The sequence below is a fragment of the Streptomyces sp. NBC_00663 genome, assembly GCF_036226885.1.
GTDB lineage: Bacteria > Actinomycetota > Actinomycetes > Streptomycetales > Streptomycetaceae > Streptomyces.
The window spans coordinates 3,079,632-3,095,929 of sequence record NZ_CP109027.1 but is presented as its reverse complement, the minus strand read 5'-3'; the positions used below and the strand labels follow the sequence as shown (position 1 = coordinate 3,095,929).

The following is a 16,298-nucleotide window of genomic DNA, read 5'->3' as shown; positions in this document are numbered from 1 at the left end:
GACGCTGCCACCTGAGCCGGGAGCCGGAGCGCGACGCGAGCGGCGGCCGCGGGGCGGGACAGGGCCGCAGGCACGACAAAGGGCCCGCACCGTTCGGGGGAGAGGGTGCGGACCCTTGTCGCTGCCGTCAGGCGGTGTTACCGGGTCTGCTGAGCCGGAACCCCACGGGAGATCGGCTCGTCGTCCGTGGCCGGGGTGCCGGCCGCGGCCACCGCGGCGCCCGTGAGCGTCGCCAGCATCTCGCGGACGTTCGTCAGCTGAGCGTTGATCGAGTCGCGGCGGTTCGTCAGAGCCGCCAGCTCGCGCTCGGATTCCGAACGGATCCGGTCGGCCTTGGCGTTGGCGTCCGCCACGATGTCCTCGGCCTGACGCTGAGCGGTCTCCACCGTCTGGCGGGCGCGGCGCTCGGCGTCCGTGCGCAGCTTCTCGGCCTCCAGGCGGAGCTGCTCCGCGCGGTGCTCGATCTCCGCGAGACGCTTCTCGGCCTTCTGCTGACGGGACGCCAGGTCGCGCTCCGACTGCTCGCGGCGCTTGGCGAGGTTCGTCTCGAAGTCGGCGGCGGCCTGAGCGGCCTTGGCGCGGGTCTCCTCGAAGAGGGCGTCCGCCTCCTCGCGCTTCGACTGGGCGTCCTTCTGGGCCTCGGCGCGCAGCTGCGACGCGTCGCTCTTGGCCTTCTCGACGATCCGGACGCCCTCGTCCTCGGCCTTGGACTTGCGCTCGGCCGCGAACGACTCCGCGTCGTTGCGCACCTGCTGGGCCGCCGACTCGGCGAGTTCGCGGTGCTGCTCGGCCGCGCGACGAGCCTCCTCGCGCAGGTCCTTTGCCTCCTCCTCGGCGAGGCGGAGGATCTTCTCGACACGCGCGCCGAGACCGGCGTACGACGGCTCAGCGTCGCTTACCTGGGCCTGGGCGTTCTGCGTTTCGAGGTGGAGCTCCTCGATGCGCTTTTCCAGAGCGGTGATGCGGGTGAGAGCGCTGTCACGGTCGGAGACGAGCTTGGAGATCCGTTCGTCCACCTGAGCGCGGTCGTACCCACGCCGCACAAGCTCGAAGCCGTAGGGGGAAGTGTCGCTCATGGGGTTCCTGTCAAATGAGACCGGTGAGGTGATAGGGGGAATCCTAGGGGCCGAAGCGGTGTGTCATCGAGCGGATACGTGTTTGATCTGGAGAATGACACCCCTTTTGAGTGGCTAACCCTCGGACCACTTGCCAAAAACTTGGTCAAAGGCCCCAGACGGCACCGGAGTTCGACCGGTCGTAACCGGTCGGAACCTGTCGGTTAGCTGTCCGAAGGCTTACCCGAACGAGGGGCGCCGACCGAAACGCCGGCCTTGACGCCCCCGTCCTTGCCTCCCGTGGGAGCCTCGAAGGATTCCAACGCCTCCAGGACGTCCTGGACACGGGAGATCTCGGCGTTGATGTCCTCGCGGCGCCGCACCAGGATCTCCAGCTCGCGCTTGCCCTCCTCGACCGTGCGCTTGGCCTCGCGGATCGCCTCCGCCTTGAGCTCCTCGGCCTCCTTCACGAGGGCCGCCTTCTTCTGCTCGGCCTCCTTCAGAAGCAGCTCGGCCTTCTTCACGGCGGCGATCCGGACCTTGCCGGCCTCCGAGTTGGCCTCCGACACCAGCTCCTTGGCCTTGGCCTGAGCCTTCGCCAGCTGCTCCTCGGACGCCTTGATGAGCGCGTCGCAGCGGTCGCCGGTCGACTTCATCGTCTCGGCGGCCTCACGGCGGGCCCGCTCGTGCAGGCTCTCGATCTCGGTGGTGATGCGGTCGCGCAGCTCCTCGGCCCGCTCCCTTATGGCGGTGGCGTCCCGGCGGGCGCCGACGAGCAGCTCGTCCGCGTCCGTACGGGCCTTCTCCACCAGGGAGTTGCCCTCGACCGTCGCCTCGGAGACCAGCCGGTCGGCCTCCTTGCGGGCGGCGCCGACCATCGTGTCGGCCTGGCCCTCCGCGTCCGCGGTGGTCTTGTGGGCCTGCTGCTGCGCCTCGGTGAGCAGCTTGTCGGCCTCGGCGGCGGTCTCGTTGATGAGCGTGTCCACCTGCTCGGCCACGTCCTGACGCCGCTTGTTGGCGTCCTTGCGGGCCTCGTCGAGGGTGTGCTCGGCCTCCGCACGCGCCGCGTTGAGCATGCGCTCCGCCTCGGCCAGCGCGTCGGCCTTGACCCGCTCGGACTCGCTGCGGACGCGCTCGGCGTGCTGCTGGGCGGAGCCGACCGTCTCGGCGGCCTCGGCCCGCAGCCGCTCCGCGTCGTCGGTGGCGTCCGCGATGAGCCGCTCGGCCTTGCTGACGGCCTCGGACCGGACCCGTTCGGCCTCGGCGATGGTCTCCTGACGCAGCCGCTCCGCGTCGGCGACCGTGTCCTGCCGCAGCTGGTCGGTGTCCCGGAGCGTATCGGTGGTGAGCCGCTCGGCCTCGTTGCGCGCCTCGGTGATGAGGGTGTCGGCCTGCGACGCCGCGTCCGAGCGGATGCGGTTGGCGTCCTCACGGGCGTCCGCCCGGGTCCGCGACGCGGCCTGGTCGGCCTCGGCAAGCGCGTCGGAAGCCTCCGTGCGCACCCGCTGGGCGTACTCGGCCGCGTCCGTGCGCACCCGCTCGGACTCGGCCATCGCCTCCGCCATGGTGCGCTCGGCGAGCGACTTGGCGGCCTCCGACTCCTCGTTCGCCTCGCGCCGGACACGGCCCGCGTCCTCGCTGGCCCGCTCCCGCTCGGCGTAGGCGTCGGCGCGGACCCGGTCCGCCTCCTCCTCGGCCTCGCGCCGGGTACGGTCCGCGGCGTGCTCGGCGGCACTGCGCAGCCCGGTGATCTCCTCCTGGGCCTGCTCGTGCAGCCCGGCCACCGAGTCCCGTACCTGCTGCGCGTGCTGCTCGGCCGCCGACACCATCTCGGTGGCGCGCCGGTCGGCCTCCTCGACCAGCCGCACCGCCTCGGCCTGCGCCTCCTCCACGCGGTTGCGCGCCGAGGCCAGCAGCTCCTCGCTCTGCTCGCGGGCCCGCTCGCGCTCCTGGTGGGCCTCCTGGCGGGCCGCGCCGAGCGTCTCCTCGGCCTCGCGACGACGCCGTACGGCCTCCTCCTGCGCGGCGGCCAGCGTCTCGGACGCCTCCGTCGCCAGGCGCTCGGCGGCGGCCTGCGCCTCCGTCCGTACACGATCGGCGGTGTCCTGGGCCTCCGACTTCAGCCGCTCGGCCTCGGCCGCGGCCTCCGAACGCAGCCGTACGGCGACGGCCTCGCCCTCGGCCCGGGACGCGGACGCGTCGGCGGCGGCCTCGGTGCGCAGCCGCTCCGCCTCCGCCTCGGCCTGCTGCTGAAGGCTGCGGATGCGGTCGGCGGCCTCGGAACGCAGCCGGTCGCTCTCCTCGGCGGCCTCGCGGCGGATCCGCGCGGCCTCCTCACGGGCCTCGGTCAGCGCCTGCTCGGCAGCGGTGAGCCGCTCCTCGGCCTCGGTCTGGAGCCGGGTGAGCCCCTCGGCGGCCTCGGCGCGCCGGGCCTCTATCGCCCGCTCGGTCTCCTCGCGCAGCTCGCGCGCGGCCTGCTCGGCGTCGTTCTTGATGCCCTCGGACTGCTCGATGACCTCTTCGCGGTGGCGCTCGGCCTCCTGCCGGGTGCGCTGGAGGGTCTCCTCGGCCTGCCGGCGCAGGGTGGTCGCCCGCTCGATGGCCTCGGTGCGGACCTTCTCGCTGTCCGTCGTCGCCGTCTGACGCAGCTCGTCGGCGTCCGCCTTGGCCTTGGCCAGCAGCTCCTCGGCGGTCTTGGCCGCCTCCTCGATCTGCTGGACGGCCTCCTTGCGGGCCTCCGCGCGGATCTTCTCGCCCTCGGCGACCGCGTCGGCGCGCAGCTGCTCGGCCTCGCCGCGCAGCCGACGGGCCTCCTCCTGGAGCTCGACCGTCTTGGCGCGGTACTCCTTGGTGTCGTCCTTCGCGGAGCCCTTGAGCTGCTCGGCGATGTCATGCGCCTCGGACCGCAGCCGGTCGGCCTCGGCCTCCGCCTCACGACGGATCCGCTCGGCCTCCTCGGCGGCTGCCTTGGTGGTGTTCTGCGCGTCCTCCTGCGCCTTGTTGAGGACGTCCTCGGCGGTCTTGGCCGCCTTCGACAACTGGGTCGCGCTCTCCTCGGCGGTGAGCGTGCGGGCCTTCTCTGAGGCCTCCTCGACGATCCGCTCGGCCTCCGCGCGGGCGTCCGCGACGACCTGCTCGGCGTCCGCCTTGGTGGTCTCGGCCTCCTGAGTGGCCTCGCTGACCAGCCGGGCGACCTGCTCCTTCGCCGTACGGATGCGCTGTTCGTTCGCCGACTCGGCGCTGGACAGAGCCTTCTCGGCGGCCGTCTTGGCCTCGGTGAGCACCTTCTCGGCCTCGGCCTGCGCCGTGCGCAGCGCCTCCTCGGCCTCCGTCATCCGCTGCTCGGCGGCGCGGCTCAGCTCGGTGGCCTGACGGCGGGCGGTGTCCGACTCGGTCGCCGTGGACGTACGCAGCTGCTCGGCGTGGTCGGTGGCCTCCTGGGCCTGCGTCGACGCCGCGTTCAGCAGCCGCTCGGCGTCCGTGCGGGCCCGGCGCAGCAGCTGCTCCGCCTCCGCGCGGGCCGCCTCGGCCTCGCTCTGCAGGCGCTGCCGGGCCTCGTTCGCGACCCGCTCGGCCTCGGCGCGGGCCGCGGCCATGGCCTGCTCGGCCTCCGCGCGGGCCTCCTCGACGAGCCGGCGGGCCTGCTGCTCGCTGCGGGCGCGCAGCTGCTCGGCCCAGGCCACGTTCTCGTTGACGTGCGACTCGACGGTCTGGCGGCGCTCGGCGAGCTCCTGGTCCAGCTGCTGGCGGCGGGTGACCGCCTCCTGGTGCAGCTCCGCCTGGAGCCGCGCCGCGTTCTCGGCGTGCTCCTGGAGGATGCGCTGGGTCTGCGCCCGCGCCTGGCTCAGCTCACGCTCGGCGTCCTGACGCAGCTGGTCGGCCTGCATCTGGGCGTTACGGAGCAGCTGTTCGGCCTGGTAGCCGATGTCGCCGCCCGTGAACTCGGGCCGGGACATGATGGTGCGGCGCGCCTCGTGCAGCTTGGCGCGCAGCACCTCGACCTGGTAGCCGAGGTCCTCGGCGTGCTGGATCGCCTTCTCCCGCTCGGTCTTCAGCCGATCCATCTCGGCCTCGAACCGAGAGAGGTGGTCGACGTCAGCCGCCGGCTCTCGCTCCTGGCGTTCGTAGCCCCGCACTGCGCGGTCCCATCCGTCCCCTGGTCGCAAGTCTGGCCAAACGAGCTCCGTCCGTCCGCCGAACGGGGCCCCCGGGGAATGGTGTCAGATCAACGGCGGAGCACGGGCTGCTGCCCCGACGCTCGCCCCCCGAAACCGGGCCCCGGCATGCGGACACCCCCCTTTCCGGGAGCGACCGCCCCCAACCCTACCGGCCCATATGTACGAGGGTCAGTGCTCAGGTGACTCAACCGGCGCCGAAGTGACCAGTTCTGTCAGTACGCCATGGCAATCCTTGGGGTGCAGGAAGGTGATTCGTGACCCCATGGAGCCACGTCGCGGCTCCTCGTACAGCACGCGTACGCCCTTGTCCTTGATGTCCGCGGCGTCCGCATCCACGTCCGCCGTACCGAAAGCGATGTGGTGGACACCTTCGCCGTTCTTGTCCAGCCACTTGGCGACGGTGGAGTCGGGGCGGGTCGGCTCCAGAAGTTGCAGGTAGGAGGCGCCGCCGTCGGACGTGTCGTTGATCTTGAGCATGGCCTCGCGCACGCCCTGCTCCTCGTTGACCTCGGAGTGGAAGACCTCGAAGCCGTAGGTGGCCCGGTAGAACTCGACAGTCCTGTCGAGGTCGAAGCAGGCGATCCCGATGTGGTCGATTCGCGTCAGCATGGTGTTAGTGCAGCGCTCGGGAGATGGTTACGCAACGTGCCAGCGATCACACCGACGGGCCGGTGACGGCACGGAGTGCCACTCAGTACATTCGAAGTAAACCCTCGTTCACTCCTCGGCTGTCCAGCTGGAAGGGGATCGCACCTCATGTCTTCCGGAACTACATCAGTGATCGTCGCGGGCGCTCGTACGCCCATGGGACGGTTGCTCGGTTCGTTGAAGTCCTTTTCCGGGGCCGACCTCGGCGGCTTCGCGATCAAGGCCGCCCTCGACCGTGCGGGGATCGGTGGCGACCAGGTCCAGTACGTGATCATGGGTCAGGTCCTCCAGGCCGGCGCGGGCCAGATCCCGGCCCGCCAGGCCGCCGTCAAGGGCGGCATCCCGATGAGCGTCCCGGCGCTGACCATCAACAAGGTCTGTCTGTCCGGCCTCGACGCCATCGCGCTGGCCGACCAGCTGATCCGCGCCGGCGAGTTCGACGTGATCGTCGCGGGCGGCCAGGAGTCCATGACCAACGCCCCGCACCTGCTCCCCAAGTCCCGCGAGGGCTTCAAGTACGGCGCCATCGAGATGCTCGACGCCATGGCGTACGACGGCCTGACCGACTCCTTCGAGGGCATCGCCATGGGCGAGTCCACGGAGAAGCACAACACCCGCCTCGGCATCCAGCGCCCCGAGCAGGACGAGATCGCCGCCCTGTCCCACCAGCGGGCCGCCGCCGCGCAGAAGAACGGCATCTTCGAGGCCGAGATCACCCCGGTGGAGATCCCGCAGCGCAAGGGTGAGCCGGTCGTCTTCAGCAAGGACGAGGGCATCCGCGGCGACACCACGGCGGAGTCGCTCGGCAAGCTCCGCCCGGCGTTCACCCGGGACGGCACGATCACGGCCGGCACCTCCTCGCAGATCTCGGACGGTGCGGCGGCCGTGGTCGTGATGAGCAAGGCCAAGGCGCAGGAGCTGGGCCTGGAGTGGATCGCCGAGATCGGCGCCCACGGCAATGTGGCGGGCCCGGACAACTCCCTCCAGTCGCAGCCCTCCAACGCGATCCTGCACGCCCTCAAGAAGGAGGGCCTGGAGGTCTCCGACCTCGACCTGATCGAGATCAACGAGGCCTTCGCCGCCGTCGCGGTCCAGTCAATGAAGGACCTCGGGGTCTCCACCGAAACGGTGAACGTCAACGGCGGAGCCATCGCCCTGGGCCACCCCATCGGCATGTCCGGCGCCCGTCTGGTCCTCCACCTGGCGCTGGAGCTGAAGCGGCGCGGCGGTGGCGTCGGCGCGGCGGCGCTGTGCGGTGGCGGCGGTCAGGGTGACGCGCTGATCGTGCGGGTACCCAAGGCCTGAGTTCTCGTACGTCTCGACCGTTCTCGACGCGTACGTTCTCGATCTGATCGGAGCTGTGATGCAGGACGTCTCCACCCTGGTGGCCCAGGCCAGGGAAGGCCGGCCGCGGGCCGTGGCCCGGCTGATCTCCCTCGTGGAGGGGGCGTCCCCGCAGCTGCGTGAGGTCATGGCGGCGCTGGCCCCGCTCACGGGTGGGGCCTATGTCGTGGGCCTGACCGGCTCACCGGGCGTCGGCAAGTCCACGTCGACGTCCGCCCTGGTGACCGCGTACCGCAAGCAGGGCAAGCGGGTCGGCGTCCTGGCCGTCGACCCGTCGTCCCCCTTCTCGGGCGGCGCGCTCCTGGGCGACCGCGTCCGGATGTCGGACCACGCCTCCGACCCCGGCGTCTACATCCGCTCGATGGCGACCCGAGGCCACCTCGGGGGACTGGCCTGGGCCGCCCCGCAGGCGATCCGGGTCCTGGACGCGGCGGGCTGCGACGTGATCCTGGTGGAGACGGTCGGCGTCGGCCAGTCCGAGGTCGAGATCGCCTCCCAGGCGGACACCTCGGTCGTTCTCCTGGCCCCGGGCATGGGTGACGGCATCCAGGCGGCCAAGGCCGGAATCCTGGAGATCGGCGACGTGTACGTCGTCAACAAGGCCGACCGCGACGGCGCCGACGCCACCGCCCGCGAGCTCAACCACATGCTGGGCCTGGGCGAGTCCCGTGGCCCCGGCGACTGGCGCCCCCCGATCGTCAAGACGGTCGCCGCCCGCGCGGAGGGCATCGACGAGGTCGTCGAAGCCCTGGAGAAGCACCGTGCCTGGATGGAGGAGCACGGCGTCCTGGCCGGGCGCCGCCAGGCCCGCGCCGCCCGCGAGGTGGAGACCATCGCGGTCACGGCCCTGCGCGAACGCATCGGCGACCTGCACGGAGACCGCCGCCTCGACGCACTGGCGGAACGGATCGTGGCGGGGCAGCTGGACCCGTACCGGGCGGCGGACGAACTGGTGGCGGGCCTGACGGAGGGCTGAAATCCTCTGGTCAACCCGCTGCTGATGCGGGTACGTTGATCCGTATGTTCCTCCTCATGGCATAGAGCGCGCCCCCGCCCGCGACCCGCTGACCACAGCCGTCGCGGCCTCCGGCGTCCCTTGCTCATGCCTCCCGCAGAGGAACCTCTCCCATGTCCGCGCCCTCCACGCGGCGGCCCTCGTATGCCGCCGTGCTGTCCGTTCCCCATGCCCGCCGCACCTTCGCCGCGGCCCTCGTCGGCCGCCTGTCCTACGGCGTGGCCCCCATCGCCGTGATGCTGGCCGTGACCCGCGCCACCGGGTCGTACGCCGTCGCAGGCGTCGTCATGGCGCTGTTCGGCGCCGCGGTCGTCTTCCTGTCGCCCTGGCGCGCGGCGCTCGTCGACCGGTACGGCCCCAGGCGGGCCCTCCTCCCCATGGCACTGCTCCACGCCGGCCTGCTCTGCGGACTCGCGGTGGTGAGCCTGCGGCCGGGTGCGCCCGCCGTGGTGCTCGGCGCGGTGGCCGCCGTCGCGGGCGCCTGTGCGCCGCCGCTGGGCCCCACGATGCGTGCCGTGTGGGGCGAACTCGTCGGCGACCGGCGGCTGTTGCAGCGCGCGTACAGCCTGGACGGGGTCGCCGAGGAACTGCTGTACGTCATCGGGCCGTTGCTGGTCGGCGCGCTGATCGGCATCGCGTCACCGGCGGCCGGTGTCCTGCTGGGCGCGCTGCTGATGGCGGTGGGCACGCTCGTCTTCGTCACCTCGCCGGCGATTGCAGCGGTACGTCCCGCGGGGCCTCCCAAGTCCCCTTCGGGCGCTGAGGGTTCGCTGCGTGGGCGGGGCCTGTTGCAGCCGGTGGTGGTCGCGGCCGGCACGGGGCTCGCGCTGAGCGCCGTGGACCTGCTGGTGGTCGCCTTCGCCGCGGAACGCCGGCAGGGGGACGACACGGTGGCCTGGGTGCTGGCGGCGTTGTCGGCGGGCAGTGCGGTGGGCGGTCTGCTGAACGGTGCCGTCGACTGGCGTTCGCCCGCCCGGGCCCGCCTCGCCCTTCTCGCCGCGGGATTGGGCCTGACCCTGTGTCTCGCGGGGCTCGCCCCGGGCGTCGGCGTTCTCGCGGTTGCCGCCGCCTGTGCCGGGTTCTTCGTCGCACCGGCGCTGACCACGGCGTATCTGATCGCCGACGAGGCCGCTCCGGAGGGGTTCCGTACGCGGGCCGGCGCCTGGGTCAACACCGCGGTGAACGCCGGGAGTTCGACGGGGGCGGCGACGGCGGGGCTGCTGGTGGAGCGGCTGCCGCTGGGGGTGTGCTTCGTGGTCGCGGGGGGTGTGGCGCTGGGGGCGGCGGGGGTGGCGGGCCTGGGGGTCCACGCCCCCGCCGCCCCGACCCGTCCCATCACTGGGGGCTGCCGCCCCCGGACCCCCGCTGTCGGCCCTGAAGGGGCCTCGTCCTCAAACGCCGGACGGGCTGGTTAGTCAGCCCGTCCGGCGTCTGAGGAGCGGGGGTCCGGGGGTGGAGCCCCCTGGGCGGGGTCGAAGGGGCGGCAGCCCCTGGAGGATGGGACGGGTAGGGGCGGCGGGGGCGAGAACAAACCTCCGCGTCACCCCTCCCGGCCCGTCAGTCCTCGTCCCGGTCCGCCGTCAGCTCGCCCGTCCGGAGGTCGACCTTCCACTCGCCCTGAGTGGTGTCCACGCTCCACACCACCGCGCGGCTGTCGTCATCGTCGTCGAGGCTGACCTCGGTGACCGTGCCGTGGGCGGCGGCCGCCAGTGCCGCCGCCCGGGCGTCGGTCTTCGCGTTCTTCAGGGCGGTGAGCTCGGCGCGGTCGTCGGCGTCGTCGGTGTCGTCGTCGTTGTCCTTGTGCGCGCTGACGACCTTTCCGGTGTCCGGGGAGATCGTCACGCTGTACTCGGTACCGTCGCCCTTCAGCACGTCCACGTCCCACACCCCGGCACCGTCGTCCTCCAGGTCCACGGAGACCACGGTGCCCGGGGTGTGCTTCAGCGCCGCGGTGACGGCGTCGGCGGCCGTCACGCCGCTCTTTCCGGCGACCACGGACTCGGCCCCGTCGTCATGGCCGTCGTCCGCCGCCACCCGCACGTCCGCCCGCTGCGACGCGCTCTCCCCGTCCGAGGCCACCGCGAGGGCCGTGGCCGTACCTCCGCCGATCAGGGCGGTCGCGGTGAGGGCGGCGATCACGATGTTGCGCTTCATGCGAGTTCCTCCAGATAAGTCACGGCTCGTTTCGCTTTCGACGTGCACCACCGTCGCCGACCGACGCTGAGGGGAACCTGAAGCCACCTGAAGGGATCTTCAGCTTCGCTTTGTCACGCTGTACGCATGCGTCTGTTGATCGTCGAGGACGAGAAGCGGCTGGCCCTGTCGCTCGCCAAGGGACTCACCGCCGAGGGATACGCCGTGGACGTCGTCCACGACGGCCGCGAGGGCCTGCACCGGGCCACGGAGGGGTCGTACGACCTCGTGATCCTCGACATCATGCTGCCCGGCCTCAACGGCTACCGCGTCTGCGCCGCCCTGCGCGCCGCGGGCCACGACGTGCCGATCCTGATGCTCACCGCGAAGGACGGCGAGTACGACGAGGCGGAGGGGCTGGACACCGGCGCCGACGACTACCTCACCAAGCCCTTCTCGTACGTCGTCCTCGTCGCCCGCGTCAAGGCGCTGCTGCGCCGCCGCGGGCCCCGGGGCGGCACGGCGTCGCCGGTGCTCGTGCACGGTGACCTCAAGGTCGACACCGCGGCCCGCCGGGTCTACCTCGGAGAGGGCGAAGTGGCGCTCACCACCAAGGAGTTCGCGGTCCTGGAGCAGCTCGTCACGCGCGCGGGCGAGGTGGTGTCCAAGGCGCAGATCCTGGAGCACGTCTGGGACTTCGCGTACGACGGCGATCCCAACATCGTGGAGGTCTACGTCAGTACCCTGCGGCGCAAGCTGCGCGCCGGGCTCATCAGGACGGTGCGCGGCGCCGGGTACCGGCTGGAGGCGGAGGAGCGATGAGACGTCTCTTCGGGTCCGTCCGGGCGCGGGCCACGCTCGGCGCCGCCCTGGTCGTGGCCGTCGCCCTGGTGGCGGCCGGCGCGGCCGTGCTGCTGTCGCTGCGGGCCAACCTCGTGGACCAGGCGGGCACCCAGGCGGAACGTTCGGCGCGCGGCGTCGCCACGCCGATCAGCAACGGGACCTCGTACGCCGAACTGGACCTCGACGACGACAACCCGGTGCAGGTCGTCGACGAGGACGGCAGGGTGGTCGCGGTCAGTGAGGGCCTGGAGCGGATCGGCGGCACCGCCACCGACGCGGTGAAGCCGCAGACGGGCTCGGGTTCCGGCGCGGGCGGCTCCGATGACGACAACACGGACGAGGACAGCGCCTCCCTCGAACCCGGCGAGATCGGTGACGACGCCGTGCTCTCCGACGGCACCGCGACGATCGACGGCGACAGCGCCGACTACCGCTTCGCGGCCCTGGAGGTGGAGACCCGGGACGGCGTCCCGCTCACCGTCTGGGCCGGGGAGTCCCTGGAGGCCGAGCAGGGCGCCGTGCACACCGCGCTCTCCGTCATGCTGGTGGGCTTCCCGCTGCTGCTCGGGGTCGTCGCCGCCGTGACCTGGCTGGTCACCCGGCGGGCGCTGCGCCCGGTCGAGGGCATCCGGCGCGAGATGGCCGCGATCACCGCGTCCGAGGACCTCGCCCGGCGGGTGCCGGAGCCGGACACGCACGACGAGGTGGCGAGGCTCGCCCGCACCACCAACGAGACGCTCTCCGCCCTGGAGGCCTCCGTCGAACGCCAGCGCCGCTTCGTCGCCGACGCCTCGCACGAACTCCGCAGCCCCATCGCCAGCCTGCGCACCCAGCTCGAAGTGGGCACCGCGCACCCCGAGTTGCTGGATCTGGAAGGGGCCGTCGAGGACACCGTACGACTCCAGCGGCTCGCCGCCGATCTGCTGCTGCTCGCTCGGCTGGACGCGGGGGAGCGGCCCGGGGACGGCCGGTTCGACCTGGGGGAGGTGGCGCGGCGGGAGGCCCGGGGGCGGGACGGGGTGTCGGTCGGGGCGGAGGCCGTCGAAGTGGCCGGATCCCGGGGGCAGGTGGGGCGGATTCTGGGCAATCTGCTGGACAACGCACAGCGGCACGCCCGGTCCGCGGTCACCGTGTCCGTGCGCCGGGACGGGGCCTGGGCGGTGGCCGAGGTCGCCGACGACGGGGGCGGGGTGGCCGAGGCCGACCGGGAGCGGATCTTCGAGCGGTTCGTCCGGCTCGACGAGGCTCGCAGCCGCGACGACGGCGGCGCCGGGCTCGGTCTCGCCATCGCCCGGGACGTCGCCGCCCGCCATGGCGGCACCCTCACGGTCCGCGACGCGCCGGCAGGCGGAGCGCTGTTCGCGCTCCGCCTGCCGCTCGCGTGATCAGTGCGTCACGGGCGCCCGCGGTGCCCCCGCAGGTGCTCCGCGATGGGCTTGAGGGACTTGTCCAGCTCCGCCAGCGCCTCGGGGGAGACCAGGTCGATGAAGTGCCGCCGCACGGACGCCACGTGGTGTGGCGCGACCTTCTTCATCGTCTCCAAGCCGTGCTCGGTCAGCACCGCGTACAGGCCGCGGCGGTCGGACTCGCAGTTCTCCCGGCGCACCAGGTCCGCGTTCTCCATCCGGGTGATCTGGTGCGAGAGCCGGCTCTTGGACTGGAGGGTGGCGGACGCGAGATCGCTCATCCGCATCCGGACGTCCTCCGACTCGGAGAGGTTCACCAGGATCTCGTAGTCGTTCATAGTCAGGCCGAACGGCTGTAGGTCCTTCTCGAGTTGGTACGTCAACAGCCTGTTGACCTCCAGGTGGGTGCGCCAGGCGCACTGCTCCGCATCGGTCAGCCAGCGCGTGGCCGTCTCGGTCTCCATGAATGAAGTCTACCTAAGAAGTTGAAAGGCGAACTAGTGAGGGTTTGTTCGTGACGGCGTGCACACGTTCGACGTCACACTCCGCAGACTACCGCTCACAGCCCGAAGCGACGCTGGAGGTCTCCTAGCTGTCCGGGAAGGCGCGGTGTGCCCGCAGGCTGTGAAGGGCCTGTGGGCGGCACTCCGGAACCGGGTACTCCGGCCTGATGCGGGACGGCTCCCGTCGCCTGCTCCGCCATCAGCGTCTCGGACGACTGGAGCAGTACGGTGCCGGCGCCCACGAACTCGAACTGGTGCTCCTCCCCGGAGGCCCCGCCGAGGCCCGTCATCGCACGTAGACCGCCCATCAGGCCGGTCATGTAGCCGTGGTCGTAGTGATGGCACGGCGACGGGCAGTCGGCCCAGCCGACCAGCGCCTGCGGGTCCACCCGGATCGGCGGTTCCATGAACACCACCGGGCCGTTAGATGCGGCCACGAACTTTCCGGTTCCGATCAGCGTCAGAAATCCCGGCACGATCGACTGCTTGAGCGCGAGACTTGGCTGAAAAGCGAGCAGATTGCCCGAGCGAATGGTCAGATTGCCGTTCTCCAGGTCGTACGAGTTCACGTCGAAGGCCCGGTCGGCGAGGAGCATCTTGCCCGAGCCCTCCGCCACGACCCAGTCGCTCGCGTGCAGAGGCGAATGGAAGGACGTACGGACAAGTCGGTCCAGTCGCCCGTGCCCGACGCCGTTGAAGTCGATCGAGCCGTAGTAGGCGATCATCTTCCCCTTCTGGAGGAACCACTGGCTCCCCTTGAGCTCCACGCAGAAGGTGTAGTTGTTGACGTTGTCGTCGCAGGGCAGCGTCGTCGGGTCGTGCACGGTTGGACCCGCGCCCGGGTGGTGGCTCACAGCTTCTCCTCCGAGGCCTGGACGTACACCGCTCCGTTGCCGCTGAGCTCCAGCTGGAAGGCCTCGCCGGAGCCGCGGCCCACCATGTCGCGCCAGCCGAGCGCGGTCGACAGTTTGTTGCGCACGTCGCCGTGGTGGGCGACGTACGCCTGCGGGTCGACGTGGACCGGGCGCTGGGGGGTGATGGGGAGCTCGATGACTCCGCCGTGCGCCATCACGGCCACCGCGCCGCGGCCCTTGAGCGTGGTGGTGAACAGCCCCTGCCCGGAGACCTGGCCCCGCACCATGCCCATGACGCCGCCCTGGGAGCCCATGAACATCGTGCCCTGCTCCAGCGTGCCCTCGAAGGCGAGGAGACGGTCCGCCTCCACACAGAGGGTGTCGCCGGCGAGGTTGATCACCTGGATGTGATGGCCGCCGTGCCCGAACAGCACGGTGCCGCTGCCCTCGACCGTCATCAGCGGTGTCGCCTCGTTCGCCACCCGGCGACCGATCATCGACATCAGCCCGCCCTGGCCGCCGCTCATGTTGGGGGTGAAGGACACCTCGCCCCGGTAGGCGAGCATCGCCCCGCGCTGACTGAACAGCCGCTGTCCCGGCGCGACGGTCGCCTCGACCATCTTCGAGTTGAGCTCCCGGAAGGTCATGTCAGACGTCCCCCGCGATCGTGTTCCGCTCGCTGGGCTGGACGTACACCAGGCCGTCGCCCTCGAAGCGGATCTGGAAGGCCTCGCCGCCGCCCTCGCCCATGAGCGTGCGAAACGTCACGCCGGACTGGAACGACTGCCGCAGATTTCCCTGGTGCGCGATGTACGCCCCCGGGTCGACGGTCAGCGGGAACTGCGGGCTGACCCGCAGCACCACGGCCGGGCCGTCCGAGGTGATCGCCGCCTGGCCGTGGCCCTCGACGGTCGTCGTGAACAGTCCGTTGCCCTGCGAGGCGCCCGCGCAGCCCGGTGAAGCTCGTGCCCGTCCTGAGCCCTGCGTCGGTCGCGAGCAGATTGCTCGACTCCACGTACAGCTTGTCCCCCTGGAGACCGACGAGATTGATCTCGGAGGCGCGATCGGCGAACCAGCAGGTCCCCTGGCCCCTCACCTCCATCACCGTCATCTGCTCACCGGTGATCCGCCGGGTCACCATTCCCCGGATGCCCTCACCGCCACCGCTGAGCTTCTTGAACGCCATCTGTCCGTCGTACGCGACCATCGAGCCGTTCTTCGCCTTCACGGCGTCCCCGGTCATCTCGACGGCGAGCACCTTGCTGCCCTGAAGTCGGAACATCGCCACGCTGCGAAGGTAGCCCGCGGCAAGGCCTTGCCGACAGGGCCCGAGGGTGGAGAAGGACCCTGATCGAGCCCCTAAGGGCAGCGCGCGAACCGGCCGGTCCCGAGCGGCGGCTGGTCGACCGGGGCCAGCGGGGTGAGCAGCGCCACGAGGCCCGGCAGGGTCATGAGGGAGACGAATCGCACAGCCACTCCTCACGGTCTCCACCGACCCCCGGGGCTGTCTCCGCTCAACCGTTTGCCACAATGGACGAACGTTTGTGCATGTGTTCACAAACCGGCAGGCCCCCTCTCGACGCAACTCCCACCGAAGGTGACCCGTGGACCTCAAGACCGCCAGCGCCCTCCGCCGCCTCCGTCTCGTCTCCGCCCCGGAGGCGGTCTCCTTCCTGCTTCTGCTCGTCTGCTCGGTGCTGAAGCGGACCACCGACTTCAACGCGGTCCCGGTCATGGGCATGGTCCACGGCGTTCTCTTCGTCCTGTACGTGGTCTTCTGGGCGGACGCCTGGAACCGCACGAAGTGGTCCGCCAGCACCGCCGCCCTCTACTTCGTCCTCTCGGTCCTGCCGACCGGCGGCTTCTTCGCCGAGCGCAAGCTCCGGCGTGAGGCCGAGGACGCGGTCATCGCCTCCCGCGCCCGGCAGGAGCAGGCGGTGAAGACCTCGTGATCGTCGCCTTCTCCGTGACGCCGCTGGGGGTCGGCGAAGAGGTGGGGGAGTACGTCGCCGACGCCGTCCGCGTCGTCCGCGAGTCCGGTCTGCCTCACCGCACCGACGCGATGTTCACCTCGATCGAGGGGGAGTGGGACGAGGTGATGGACGTGGTGAAGCGCGCCGTCGCGGCCGTCGAGGCGCGTGCCCCGCGCGTGTCCGTGGTTCTCAAGGCGGACATCCGCCCCGGGGTGACGGACGGTCTGACGTCGAAGGTGGCGACGGTGGAGCGGCATCTCGCCGAGTAGCCCTGAGGTCCCGTTTTTTGGTGAACCCCGGCCCGCGCGGGCCGGGGTTCTCTTGTGCCCACTGTTTGAGCGATCGC

The 16,298-nt window shown here is 71.4% G+C and carries 14 protein-coding genes and 1 pseudogene; 7 read left to right on the top strand and 8 right to left on the bottom strand.

Features of this window, described 5'->3' with window-relative positions:
- Positions 1 to 137: 137 nt before the first annotated feature.
- The 3 genes from OG866_RS13805 to mce form a co-directional block, all read right to left on the bottom strand.
- Positions 138 to 1,076 carry a cellulose-binding protein gene (locus OG866_RS13805; RefSeq protein WP_329334622.1) on the bottom strand — a complete coding sequence of 313 codons (939 nt, stop codon included), beginning with the start codon at positions 1,074 to 1,076 and terminating at the stop codon, positions 138 to 140.
- A gap of 203 nt (positions 1,077 to 1,279) precedes the next feature.
- The gene (scy, locus tag OG866_RS13800) at positions 1,280 to 5,191 is read right to left on the bottom strand and encodes a polarized growth protein Scy (protein WP_329334620.1); all 3,912 of its coding nucleotides are present in this window, start codon (positions 5,189 to 5,191) and stop codon (positions 1,280 to 1,282) included.
- Between the two features lie 210 nt (positions 5,192 to 5,401).
- Positions 5,402 to 5,842, bottom strand: a complete 441-nt coding sequence (gene mce / locus OG866_RS13795) for a methylmalonyl-CoA epimerase (RefSeq protein ID WP_329334619.1) — start codon at positions 5,840 to 5,842, stop codon at positions 5,402 to 5,404.
- A 147-nt stretch (positions 5,843 to 5,989) separates the two neighbouring features.
- Between mce and OG866_RS13790 the strand changes: the two genes are divergently transcribed.
- From OG866_RS13790 to OG866_RS13780, 3 genes are all read left to right on the top strand, one after another.
- Complete coding sequence (locus OG866_RS13790) at positions 5,990 to 7,186, top strand: acetyl-CoA C-acetyltransferase (RefSeq protein ID WP_329334618.1); 1,197 nt, start codon at positions 5,990 to 5,992, stop codon at positions 7,184 to 7,186.
- Between the two features lie 58 nt (positions 7,187 to 7,244).
- Positions 7,245 to 8,201, top strand: a complete 957-nt coding sequence (meaB, locus tag OG866_RS13785) for a methylmalonyl Co-A mutase-associated GTPase MeaB (protein WP_329334616.1) — start codon at positions 7,245 to 7,247, stop codon at positions 8,199 to 8,201.
- A gap of 152 nt (positions 8,202 to 8,353) precedes the next feature.
- A complete protein-coding gene (locus OG866_RS13780; RefSeq protein ID WP_329334614.1) occupies positions 8,354 to 9,655 on the top strand; it encodes an MFS transporter in 1,302 nt (433 codons plus the stop codon).
- 142 nt (positions 9,656 to 9,797) lie between these two features.
- Here the strand turns inward: OG866_RS13780 and OG866_RS13775 are convergent, their stop codons facing one another.
- Positions 9,798 to 10,394, bottom strand: a complete 597-nt coding sequence (locus OG866_RS13775) for a PepSY domain-containing protein (protein ID WP_329334612.1) — start codon at positions 10,392 to 10,394, stop codon at positions 9,798 to 9,800.
- A gap of 126 nt (positions 10,395 to 10,520) precedes the next feature.
- Here OG866_RS13775 and OG866_RS13770 point away from each other — a divergent pair, with 126 nt between their 5' ends.
- Together OG866_RS13770 and OG866_RS13765 are read left to right on the top strand one after the other, a co-directional pair.
- A complete protein-coding gene (locus OG866_RS13770) occupies positions 10,521 to 11,195 on the top strand; it encodes a response regulator transcription factor (protein WP_329334610.1) in 675 nt (224 codons plus the stop codon).
- A complete protein-coding gene (locus tag OG866_RS13765; protein ID WP_329334608.1) occupies positions 11,192 to 12,601 on the top strand; it encodes a sensor histidine kinase in 1,410 nt (469 codons plus the stop codon). The genes OG866_RS13770 and OG866_RS13765 overlap by 4 nt, the downstream gene beginning before the upstream one ends.
- Positions 12,602 to 12,609: 8 nt before the next feature.
- Here the strand turns inward: OG866_RS13765 and OG866_RS13760 are convergent, their stop codons facing one another.
- The 4 genes and pseudogenes from OG866_RS13760 to OG866_RS13745 all read right to left on the bottom strand — a co-directional run bounded on the left by OG866_RS13760 (position 12,610) and on the right by OG866_RS13745 (position 15,261).
- Positions 12,610 to 13,086: a MarR family winged helix-turn-helix transcriptional regulator gene (locus OG866_RS13760; RefSeq protein WP_329334606.1), complete on the bottom strand. Its 477-nt coding sequence runs from the start codon at positions 13,084 to 13,086 to the stop codon at positions 12,610 to 12,612.
- 95 nt (positions 13,087 to 13,181) lie between these two features.
- Positions 13,182 to 13,979: an AIM24 family protein gene (locus OG866_RS13755; RefSeq protein ID WP_329334605.1), complete on the bottom strand. Its 798-nt coding sequence runs from the start codon at positions 13,977 to 13,979 to the stop codon at positions 13,182 to 13,184.
- Positions 13,976 to 14,626, bottom strand: coding sequence for an AIM24 family protein (locus OG866_RS13750; protein WP_329334603.1), 651 nt, complete (start codon positions 14,624 to 14,626; stop codon positions 13,976 to 13,978). Before OG866_RS13750 ends, OG866_RS13755 begins: the two co-directional genes overlap by 4 nt.
- Position 14,627: 1 nt before the next feature.
- Positions 14,628 to 15,261, bottom strand: a pseudogene (locus tag OG866_RS13745) (AIM24 family protein).
- Between the two features lie 322 nt (positions 15,262 to 15,583).
- On the opposite strand from OG866_RS13745, the gene OG866_RS13740 reads away from it, so the two are divergent.
- Together OG866_RS13740 and OG866_RS13735 are read left to right on the top strand one after the other, a co-directional pair.
- Positions 15,584 to 15,931: a DUF3817 domain-containing protein gene (locus OG866_RS13740; protein WP_329334601.1), complete on the top strand. Its 348-nt coding sequence runs from the start codon at positions 15,584 to 15,586 to the stop codon at positions 15,929 to 15,931.
- Positions 15,928 to 16,221: an MTH1187 family thiamine-binding protein gene (locus OG866_RS13735; protein ID WP_329334600.1), complete on the top strand. Its 294-nt coding sequence runs from the start codon at positions 15,928 to 15,930 to the stop codon at positions 16,219 to 16,221. Before OG866_RS13740 ends, OG866_RS13735 begins: the two co-directional genes overlap by 4 nt.
- Positions 16,222 to 16,298: the final 77 nt, after the last annotated feature.